The following is an 11,600-nucleotide window of genomic DNA, read 5'->3' as shown; positions in this document are numbered from 1 at the left end:
TCATTTTTTAACTAATAATTATTTATATAAATTATAGACAATTTAAAAGAGGACAATTAAGAAGTATGTTTTCAAAATTGCCTCTCTTAGAATTAATCTAATAAATATTGTTTAGAAATAATATTATTTTCTATTTTTTCTTCTTCCAAATATTAGTGCACCGCTTAATACTAGTCCGATAGCAGCTAATGAAGCTAAATTATTATTTGATAGTCCAGTTTTAGCTAAGTGTTTTTCTAGTTTTGAATTGTTGATATTTGATGAAGTTTGTTTAGGTTTATTAGATACTATTGCGAATTTACTGAAGTGATCTATTTCAAATATTACTTTTCCGTCTTTTATAGTTGAATTTATAAGCTCTAACTCTCCGTTATCTTTTATATGATAAACATCTACATCTTTTTCATCTTCTTTTAAGACGATGGCCACTGTACGTTTCGCATTTGAATTAACTACATGATTGTCTTTGTCTAGAAGTTTTAAATCTAATATTCTGATTTGATTGTCTGCAGGTAAGTTTAATTTTTCTAGAACTGAATTTGCCAAAGCTTTGTCTTCTACAGAAGTTGCAGAAAGTTTTGTTGCATTTGTTTTATCAGTTAAAGTAACTTTAACTCCTAAAGCATCATTTGAGAATATATTGTTTATTATATCTTCAGATGGAGTCACATTGTTGTTTGTGTTAGTGTTTCCTGCATTTGAATTATTATTAGGTTTATTATCTGGAGTAGGCTTATCTACAGGTTTGTTATTTCCTGTATTATCATTATTTCCAGGTTTTACTTCAGTAGAACTATTATTAGCGTTATTTGAAGAGTTATTTGCATTATTATTAGCAGTGCTACTATTAGAATTGTCGCTAGGTTTTGTATTATCTACAGTTCCATTATTGTTTGAATTATTATTAGGTTTATTATCTGGAGTAGGTTTGTTTTCAGGTTTGTTATTTCCTGTGTTTTCATTGTTTCCAGGTTTTACTTCAGTAGAACTGTTGTTAGCATTATCATTAGCAGTGCTACTATTAGAATTGTCGCTAGGTTTTGTATTATCTACAGTTCCATTATTGTCCGAATTATTATTAGGTTTATTATCTGGAGTAGGTTTATTTTCAGGTTTGTTATTTCTTGGGACAGTTTCTTTATCATTTTTATGTTTAGTATATTCTTCTAATGCTTTATCTAAGTTAGATTTTTCTTCTAAAATTTTATCTATAGAATTTTCTTCATCGTATACTTTTTGAGCTTTTTCAGTAGCTTCTTTTAGTTTTGAGTATGCTTCTTTATTAATTTCTTCTTTATCTTTGTCATCATTAACTAGAATTTTAGCTGTTTCTAAAGGTAAAAGAAGGTTTGCTCTTTCAGTAGCAAGTTTTTTAGCAACTTCATCATTAGTATTTTCAACAGGTTTGTTAGTGTCGCCGTTAGTTGGATTATCAACTTTATCGTTAGGCTTGTTGCTTTCGTTGTTAGTTGGATTATCTACTTTGTCGTTAGGTTTGTTGCCTTCGTTGTTAGTTGGATTATCAACTTTATCGTTAGGTTTGTTGCCTTCGCTGTTAGTTGGGTTATCAACTTTATCGTTAGGTTTGTTGCCTTCGTTGTTAGTTGGATTATCAACTTTATCGTTAGGTTTGTTGCTTTCGTTGTTAGTTGGATTATCAACTTTATCGTTAGGTTTGTTTTCCTCAGCTGGAGTTGTTTCTTTCAATCCACTAACTGCACTTTCAATTTCTTTTAGCAGATCAGCTCGAGTATCTTCTAGATTTCTAGTTTCTTTAGCTTTGTTGATGAATTCTGTAGCTTTAGTAATAACTGCAGTTAAATTACTTTTAGATTCTTCTGAGTATTTATCAGTAGCGATTTTATCTTGTGCAGATTTTACAGCTTCTTCAAGTTTAGAAGTATCATATCTAAGCATAGTAGAGTATGTTTGAACATCGTTAAATAATTTCAAGATTTCATTAGATTTAGGGTTGTTGTGCACTAAATCTTCTAGTTTATCTATTTTTCCTTGAAGATAGTTATCTACAGCATTTATGCTTGCTTCACTATATTTTTTACTTTCTTTATCAGAGTTAAAGTTAGCTACAGCTTCAGCATTTGAAGTTCTAAGTTGGATAAGTAAATCATATTGATTTTTTAAATCTGATAATTCTGTGAATGCACTAGAAATTTCTTCGGTACTTGCATTATTATTTTTCAAAACATTTTGTGCAGCATTTATTTTGTTACCAAAGTTTTTAATTACCGCCATGTCTTGGCTCACATTGGCGTTTTTAAATACATTATTCCAACTGTCATAGTATTTACTTGTAGTAGCTTCGAATAGTGCGTTTAGTTGTTTTTTATCTGCAGTGATAACAGCATTTTCTTTAGGATATTTTACAGATAATACAGCTATATTTTCATGTTTATCAGTACCGAATAATGTACTGCTTGCAAAAGTGTTAAGTTTTATTGTAGATGGTTTTCCTTCGATAGGAATTCTTATTTTTGAAGGGTATTTATAAGAATTAGTCACATTATTATAAGTAACATCAGCAGTATCTTCTTTTAAAACTTGGACATCTTTTTCAGTAGTTCCATCGAAATATGTAAGTTTACTCATAACACCAATATTAGTAGTTCCATTATTCATAGGAATAAGGTCTAATTCTAAGTAATTTTTTCCATTTTCAGTTACTAGATATACATTTTTGATTATTCCATTCGCCATTGAAGGTCCAGTTAAATCTTGTTTTAACAATGAGCCTTCTAATTGAACTTTATTATTAGAATCTGTAGAAGGAGATTCTGATGGGTTACTTGGTTGATTTTGAGCTGAATCAGCAGAATTATTAAATGCATTTACAGCGCTATTTAGTTTATTTAATTCAGCTAGTAATGCTTCTTCAGTAGAAGTATCATTATTTAATAATTCTTTAGCTTTTGATAGCTCATTAGTTAAAGTAACGAAGGCTGCTGGTTCTTTTTTACCTTGTTTTATTAATTCAACTTCGGCTATTTTTTTCTTAAGTTGCTCTTTGGCTGAAACTTGTTCTGCTCCAGAGTTTTGAGAACTATTTAAGTCTTCTATAGCGAATTTAAATTGCTCTTTGTAGTAATCTGTTAAATCTGTATTAACTTGATCATCTGTATCAGGAGATTCAGGAGTTAATTTAGCATTAGCAACATAAGATTTTGCTTCATCGATTAATTGTTTAAGTTTAAGTTTTGCCTGAGTAACTTTGTTAAAGTTGTTATATGCTTCTTCAGCTTTTTTGATTTCTCCTGCAAGCTCGTCTGTATTTATACGAAGATAATCACTTAAATGTTGGATTTCACCTGTAAGTTCATCCAGTTTTTCGTAAACTGTAACAGTACCTTCTTTTTCAAATTCACTTACGTATGTTTGTTTTTTACCTTCTATATCGCTCGGAGTAAGTGCGTTTATTTTGCCTTCAACTGCATCAAGTTTTTCTTTTACTAGTGTTTTACTTTCGCTTGTATAATGCGTATTATTTTTCCATTCGTTTTCGTAAGAATCTTTTGCTCCTTGTAGTGATTTGTGTAAGTTAGCTAAAGAATCTAATTTTGTACTTTCATCTAGTAGTTTATTTATTATATTATCTACGTCGTCTTTAGTTAATGAGTCATTGTTTAAAAGTTGTTGAGCTTTAGTTATTAGTTGATTAAAGTATGTTTTAAACTCTTGTCTTAGATCTTTATAATTATTTTGTACAACATCACTAGTGTAATAATCAATTTTATTTCTTAAAGCGGCTTTTAAAGGAGATTCTTTTTTTGCTTCAACTTTAGAATAGTAATCGATGTATAAATCTGTGGCTTTAGTGAAATTATCGATTTGATTATTGTTGAAAGAATAAGAGTCTTTGAAATTGAAGTTTCCTAAAAGTGCTATCTCTATATTTTCTTTAGTAGAGTCAACAATCAGTTTTAATTTAGTAGGATAATCACGACCACCAATATTCTTTTTCTCTAAAACAATAGCGTCAGTATCCGTTTTACCTAAGCTATTGTATTTAAAAGTATCAGCTAGTGCAAAATCAACTGATCCTCCCGTGATTTTAGGTTCTAGTGATAATATCACTTCATTTTTTCCATTTCCTAGTTCATGAACCTCTACATTAGTAATTAATTCAGACAGATCTCTATTATATCTAGTTTTTATAGGAGTTTTTGCTCCTCTATCTACGAATTTAGCTGTTACGTTATATGGTGCAACTGGTTTTGTAGTGTTTTCAACTGGTGCTGCAGGAACTGGTTCTCCTTTTTGACCGTCTTTTGTAGTAAGATTATTTATCGCTTCAGTTAATTGTTTAACAAGGTCTGATGTATCGTTAATTTGAGGATTATAGCTTTCTGTTTGCTTAATCCAGTCTTTAGCGTGATTTAGAGCTTGTTCAAATTTTTCAAGGCTTACAGGTTCATACTCACTTCTGATTTTTCTCTCAGCGATATCGATTATTCTTTTTAGTTCTGTAGTGTTATATCTTAAATAAGTGAAGTTCGCATTATCAAAATCTTTTATTAATTGAACTAGTTCTTTGATATTTTTTGTATTTTTTAATGCGGGAACACTCTTAATGTAGTTTTTATATTGCTCAATACTTTCTTTTGTATATGTTTTTTCGTTATATAGTTCGAAATATTCTAGAAGTTTAGCAACTTTAATATCCAAAACTTCACGTAATGTTGCAATATCTTCCATTTCGTGGATAGGAGTTGAAATTTCATATAATTTATCGTAATTAGCATTTTCAGAACGTTTCAATTCTTGTAATTTTGTTACAGCTTCAGTAATTTTAGCTCTTTGTGAGAAATCTGGAGCAGTGTCTGAAGTGTTCTCTTTTGTTAGCAACCATTCATTAACTTTATTACCACGATCTATCCAATTTTGAATTTTTTCATTTAATTTTTCTCTATATTTAGGAATAGATTCGTTACTTTTTTTAGCAGCTGAGTAATTTATATCTAATGCGAATGGACCTGTTTGTTGTTTATTCCCATTTTTATCTAAATAAGTCATGTTAGATATTACCAATTGCTCAGCTTTTAATTCTCCAGGAACGTTGAAGGCGACGATGCGTTGGTCTTCAGCAGATGGTCCTAGTTTAACGCTTGTATCTAAACCAGAAACTTTATTAACAACAAAGCTTGTAATTTTACTAACTTTATCAGGATTAGCAACAAGATTAATTTCGATATCTTGCCCTTGTTTATAGATACCTACTAAAGACTCTTTAAATAGATTTTTAATTTCTTCTTTATTATCAACTACTTTTTTATAGAAATCTTGTTGACCATCGCTAGAAACAGTTACCATTGTTGGAGTTTTAAAGTCAGTAGTAGTGTAAAAACCATCATCTTTTAAATCATGATTTACATCAAAGTTATAAAGTTGAATATAATATTTTAAAGTATTTATTGCATTTTGTGCAGTTTTTTCTGTATAAGAATTAGCGTCTAGTTTTGCTTTTGCAGCAGCAGCTTCGCTCCACATGTTATACCAAGGTGTAGTATCGATAACATCATCTGGAACTTGATGATTTTCAAATGTTACATGGTAATATGGGAAATTAGAAGTTTTGTGGAAAAATGTAGTTCCTAAGTATCTATTTGTGATAGACTGATCGTTAAAGATTTTATTTATTATTTTATTTAGCTCATCCTTAGTTTGTTGAGTGGCTGCAGTATCTCCGAAATCAGCTTTTGCTATATTGCTATTTGTTGGCCAAGCTTGAGCTGTGATAGAAGATATAGTAAGTGCCAATGCGACACTCATACTTGATTTTAATAATTTATTTGTTTTCATGTAGTTTCTCCTTTTACATATGATATAATAATTTATTCTAATATTAAATTTTCAAGGTTAATCAAAGATATATTAAACTCCTTACTCTGTTTACATAAAGACTATTAAATCAACCTTTAAAAATAATAGACATCTATAATATAACATAAAAACGTTTCAATTGAAATAGATTATCAGTATCTTTTATATAAAAAAATAAAATAAAATTTTCTGAATTAATAAAAATTATACTTGATAATTTAAAATAATATTTCAAATTTAGTTTTTTTATTATTTATTAAAAAGTTAAGGGAATACTTGTATAGGCTTGTTTGTGCTTTTTTCTTGTTTCAAAAATGTATCTAAACTAAAAAAATAATTTTTCTTAGTCTGTTTTAAAATTTCTTTTTAAAAATTTACTTAATATTTTTCATGTAGTATAATTTAAAAGGAAATATTTTTATAAGGAGAGCAAGATGGCGAAATTTTATGCAGTAAAAAAAGGTAAAAAAACAGGAATATTCTCAACTTGGGACGAATGTAAAGAGCAGGTGACTGGATTTAAAGGTGCAGTTTATAAAAGTTTTAAAACTTTGTCAGAAGCTGAAGCTTTCCTAGAAAGAAATGAAGAAAAAATTGAAAATATTGAAGAAGTTGATGGTGTATATGCTTATATCGATGGTAGTTTCGACAGAGTTAGTGGCATATATGGTTCAGGTGTAGTTATAGTAGATGGCGATAAAAAACATGAATATAAACATGCTGGGAATCGTGAAGATTATGCTCAATTACATAATGTTGCTGGAGAATTGGAAGCAGCAAAATTCGTTATGTGGTATGCTGTTGATAAAAAAATTAAAGAGATTACATTGTTTTACGATTATCAAGGGATAGAAGCGTGGGCAGTTGGAGATTGGAAAGCAAATCTTCCTTATACTCAAGATTATGTAAAATTTTATAATAAGGTGAAGACAGTGGTAAAAGTTAATTTTATGAAGGTAAAAGCTCATACCGGAATTGAGTTGAATGAAGTTGTGGATAAGCTTGCAAAAGATGCTATCGAACAATTTAAAAAAGAAAATACTAAGTAAGATAAAGCAAGTAGATTTTAAAAGACCTTAAATTCTACTTGTTTTTCATTAAACCTTAAAAGATAAATGTGTTATAATTATTAAAATATAATTGAATTCTAGAAGAAAGAGGGTGAATAAGTGAATACAACAACGATAAATAATAAACAAATATTAAATAAGATAGCTAGCCTTGTATATAGAGATAAGAAACGAATAATAATTGCATTGGTAGTCTCGATTGCATCTTATTATTTTACGTTATATCCAATGGATAGATTGAGTTATATTGTTGATGGTATAGCAAGTGGTAATATTGATTTTAATGGTGTAGTTAATGAAATTCTTAGAATAATTTTAGTTGGAATCGTATTATATATAGTCTATTTCTTTAAAGAATACTACACGTTTATAGGTTATGATAAGATTATTAAAGATATGACATATGGTATCCAACACGATATTTATGGGCATACTCCTGTGTTTTTTAACAAGTTTAGTATAGGTGAGGTAATTAGTAGATCTACTAACGATATTACAAATTATATTGCCCCACTTTTTGGATATGGTATTCTGCTGATTTTTGATGGAATAATTTACAATTTATTTATAAGTATACTTATATTTAACAAATCGAATTTTATATATTTATTGCTAATTCACATACCGTTAGTCATACAGACTATTTATTTAGTTAGCAGGCGAAAAGTACAAGAAAAATATTATAACAAGATGGCGAAAACTATGGATGAAATTACAGAAGAAACTTTAGAAAATGTTAAAGGTATTCGAGTAATAAGAGCATATAGTCTGTTGGATAAAGTTAGAAATAGTTTTGTAGGAAAACTTAGAAGTTATGCTAAAAGTAACGAAAAATACATGAAGAGAACTCTTGTTTATCAGCCATTGAATACTGTATCCTTAGCTACAAGTTATATTATAGCTGTAGCTGGTGGTTTTTATTTTATTAATCTAGGTATGATGACATTAGGAGAATTGATTTCAGTTTGTGTAGTTATAGGTATGATTCAATGGCCGTATATTGCTTTATCTGAGTTGGTTATTATGATTATAGAAGTTCGTCAAGGTACAAAAAGAATCCTAGAAATTTCAGATATAAAAGCTGATGTTAATAATGAACTAGCTGAAAGTGATTTTGAATTTAATAGTAGTATAGAATTTAAAGATTTCAATTTCGCTTATGAAGAGGGTAATAATGCCTTAGTGAATATTAATTTTACTATAAATAAAGGTGAAACAATAGGGGTTGTAGGGAAAACAGGAAGTGGTAAAACGACTTTTATTAAACAATTGTTACGACTATATCTAATAAATGAAAATACTTTGCTTCTTGATGGAAAAGGTATTGAACGATATTATGACTACTCTGTAAGGGCTAAGATAGGATATGCACCACAGGAATATCAATTATTCTCAAAATCTATAAAAGAAAATGTACTATTCTATAGATATGAACAAGAAGATAGATTAGAAGAAGTGCTAGAACAAGCTGATATTAAAAAGGATATTAGTAGATTTAAAGATGGCATTGATACGTTAGTTGGAGAGAATGGATTATCACTTTCTGGTGGACAAAAACAACGTCTAGGTATAGCGAGAGCATTGTTATCAGATCCTGATATTTTAATACTTGATGATAGCTTAAGTGCAGTAGATTCTAATACAGAAAAAACGATTATAGAAAATATAAAGAAAAATCGAGAAGGTAAGACAAATATCATCGTAGCTCATAGAATTTCAGCGGTGAGACATGCAGACAAGATAGTTGTATTAGATAATGGGAAAATATTAAATTCAGGTACGCATGAAGAATTATTAGAATGTTGCGATTGGTATAAGCAACTAGATGATTATCAAAATAAGGAGGTAGAAGATGATGAAAACTAAACATCCATTATTTCAATTTCTTCCTTATATGAAACAAGCTAAAAAATCATATTTATTAGGATTTATCTTTTCGCTATTAAATGTAGGTTTAGGTGTAGCAGGAGTATACGTATTATCGAAAGTATTTGATGGAATAAGTGGGGATTTAACGCAACAGATAATTTTAAAATCTTTAGTTGTGATTGTAGGATATGGGCTTATTTTACTTTGTTCAGGTATATCGAATTATATTAGAAATATTTACTTAGTGAAGGGCGCTAATGAAATCTATGTTAGAATTCAGATGCAAGTATATGATCATATACAAAGCCTACCTATCAAATATTTCGATAATATTCCTGCAGGGTCAGTTGTTTCTAGAATAACGAGTGATGTTAATCAAATTAGAACATTTTTCGTTTCAACATTTGTTCAAATTTTAATAATAACTTTAAAGATAATTTTCTCTTATATGGTATTATTTTATGTTGATTTTCGCTTCGGATTATTTATGTTAGCACTATTTCCTGTAATGTATATTGTTTTGAAATTATATAATAAATTATCAATCGATAGTATTAAAGGATATAGAAGAAAATTTTCTCAAAGTAATGGGATTATAAATGAGAATTATCAAAATTTAGAAATTATTAAAGCCTTCAATAAAGAGAAAGAAAGTATTGAAGATTGGAATAAACATAATGAAGAAAGATATAAATATTGGAAAAAATTAAATCTAGTAGATAGTTTATTACTTCATAATATAACAGGAATATTTAGAATAATAATTTTTATAGGTATTGTTTATTACTATGCGTATTCTCATTTCAATAATGCCTACGGTGTAACATTGGGAATGGTATATATGTTTATTAATTATACTACTGATATTATATACAGAATTGCTGATTTTACTATGGGGATTTCTAATTATATTAAAGCTCAAGGTGCAGCGATAAATATTCAAGAAATATTAAAGTTGGAAATTGAAGAAGATAAAGTAAGTGAAGTAGTTGAAGAAGATTTCCGAGGAAATATTAAATTCGAAAATGTATCTTTTGCCTATAAAGATGATTTTTATGTACTTCGTGATTTGAATCTAGAGATAAAAGAAAATCAAACTGTAGCCTTTGTAGGACATACAGGAAGCGGTAAGAGCACTATAATGAATCTAATCGTGAAATTCTATAGTACTACCAAAGGTAATGTCCTAATCAATGGTAGAGACATAAACGATTATAGTAAGGAATATCTAAGAGAAAAAATGGCGATAGTACTTCAAGATTCATTTTTATTTGAAGGTACTTTACTTGAAAATATTACGACTTCTAACGATGAAAAAATTGCTAGAGAAGCTTTATCTAGAGTTGGAGGAGATTTTATTTTAGAAAATCGTTCTCTTCATTCAAAAGTAGAAGTTGGTGGTAGCAACTTTTCTACCGGTGAGAAGCAACTTATTTGTTTAGCTAGAGCATTGGCTAAGGATCCAAAAATCTTAATTTTAGATGAATCAACGGCTAATATAGACAGTGAAACAGAACAAAATGTAAGTCGAGCTATAGAAGAATTAAAGCAAGGAAGAACAACTCTTATAATAGCTCATAGGTTATCTACGATAAAAAATGCTGATATGATTTACGTCCTTAAAAAAGGTAAGGTCATAGAAAGTGGAACTCATGAACAATTATTATCTTTAAATGGTAGTTATAAAAAGATGTATGAGACACAGGTAAAAGGATAAAAAATTGGAGTGATCCGTAAAATCAGGTTCTACTGAATTCTGATTTCCGAATCACTCCTTTTTTAATAATTATTTTTTGAATACAAATTCGTATGCTAAATCGATATCTTTAAATGAAATCATTACAGTTTCATATCCTAATGGCTTGAAAAGTTCATTTACAGCATTAGCAACTCTCTCACAAACTTCTACAGGGCGGTGAACCCAACCAATTTCAAGATTTGCTCTACTGATTTCTTCTCCATCAAGAATAGCAACACTCTCGATTAAATCTAATGTAAATGCTTCTCTTGGTCTTTCGATTATTTCTGCAATTGTATCGAAAAGTTCCGCACTAACTTTTTTTAAATCTTCTTTTTTAAATCCTCTAGCAACTATACGTGGCATAATAGACCTCCATGTTTTGAATTCGTTTTCTTATATTATATCATAATATAGTCTCTTTTTGTGAATAGTTTGAATATAATTTTTATATTAATTTTAAAAGGAGCTAGATAATAAGTAGGAAGAATCGAATAAGAATTTTAAAGAACAGTTTAGTGTAGATTTAGAGTATTTAATTGAGGGTAGATAACAGGTTGAAACCACAGGTATGAGTTAAGAAGCGGAAGCGGTGGATGAATATTGTATTTGTATATACTCAATCGAATTTTATATGAGCGATTATATTTTTATTTTTTTTGAAAAATAACTTATTTATATTTAAAGAGAAAGTAAAGTGAAAAACTCTCTAATTCACATTTACTATGATTTGCTATGGTTTAAAAATAAAATGTAAATTATGTTAAATTTGTATTAAAATTATACTGAAGACATTTGCTTGAGACTATAATTTGTGGTATACTTTTGTAGTATTGTCTAAATATATATTTAGAGATAATAAATATCGAAAATTTAATTGTTTTTTATTGAGGTTATGGTACTAAGCGAAACAATAGAACGGAATAATTTTTTCAATTGTAAAAATGATTTTAATTTAATATTATTAATGGGTTTTTAACTTTTTTACGATTAAGTTCAGCACGATTATTTTGTTTTGTTAATTGTTTGTTCGATATGTTAGTAGAAAGGGAGTGACTCAAAAATCAATTTTGTCGAGTTTCCCACGA

The 11,600-nt window shown here is 28.7% G+C and carries 5 protein-coding genes; 3 read left to right on the top strand and 2 right to left on the bottom strand.

Going from position 1 to position 11,600, the window contains the following annotated elements; all coding sequences use genetic code 11:
• Window positions 1–123: 123 nt before the first annotated feature.
• Window positions 124–5,814, bottom strand: coding sequence for an LPXTG cell wall anchor domain-containing protein (locus tag JX287_RS02320; RefSeq protein WP_204641605.1), 5,691 nt, complete (start codon window positions 5,812–5,814; stop codon window positions 124–126).
• A gap of 455 nt (window positions 5,815–6,269) precedes the next feature.
• On the opposite strand from JX287_RS02320, the gene JX287_RS02315 reads away from it, so the two are divergent.
• The 3 genes from JX287_RS02315 to JX287_RS02305 all read left to right on the top strand — a co-directional run bounded on the left by JX287_RS02315 (window position 6,270) and on the right by JX287_RS02305 (window position 10,491).
• Window positions 6,270–6,884, top strand: coding sequence for a viroplasmin family protein (locus tag JX287_RS02315; protein WP_204641604.1), 615 nt, complete (start codon window positions 6,270–6,272; stop codon window positions 6,882–6,884).
• A gap of 120 nt (window positions 6,885–7,004) precedes the next feature.
• Complete coding sequence (locus tag JX287_RS02310; protein WP_204641603.1) at window positions 7,005–8,771, top strand: ABC transporter ATP-binding protein; 1,767 nt, start codon at window positions 7,005–7,007, stop codon at window positions 8,769–8,771.
• A complete protein-coding gene (locus JX287_RS02305) occupies window positions 8,758–10,491 on the top strand; it encodes an ABC transporter ATP-binding protein (RefSeq protein ID WP_239650313.1) in 1,734 nt (577 codons plus the stop codon). Before JX287_RS02310 ends, JX287_RS02305 begins: the two co-directional genes overlap by 14 nt.
• Before the next feature lie 69 nt (window positions 10,492–10,560).
• Here the strand turns inward: JX287_RS02305 and JX287_RS02300 are convergent, their stop codons facing one another.
• On the bottom strand, window positions 10,561–10,878 hold the full coding sequence (locus JX287_RS02300; RefSeq protein WP_204641602.1) for a DUF1904 family protein: 318 nt from the start codon (window positions 10,876–10,878) through the stop codon (window positions 10,561–10,563).
• Window positions 10,879–11,600 lie beyond the last annotated feature (722 nt).

The sequence above is a fragment of the Gemella haemolysans genome (assembly GCF_901873445.1).
Classification (GTDB): Bacteria; Bacillota; Bacilli; order Staphylococcales; family Gemellaceae; genus Gemella; species Gemella haemolysans_C.
Note: the sequence above shows the minus strand (reverse complement) of the source record. Positions and strands in the feature narration are given on the sequence as shown.

Coding starts and splice junctions, on each gene's coding strand:
- JX287_RS02320 (WP_204641605.1), bottom strand. CDS start 5,814: ATGAAAACAAATAAATTATTAAAATCAAGTATGAGTGTCGCATTGGCA.
- JX287_RS02315 (WP_204641604.1), top strand. CDS start 6,270: ATGGCGAAATTTTATGCAGTAAAAAAAGGTAAAAAAACAGGAATATTC.
- JX287_RS02305 (WP_239650313.1), top strand. CDS start 8,758: ATGATGAAAACTAAACATCCATTATTTCAATTTCTTCCTTATATGAAA.
- JX287_RS02300 (WP_204641602.1), bottom strand. CDS start 10,878: ATGCCACGTATAGTTGCTAGAGGATTTAAAAAAGAAGATTTAAAAAAA.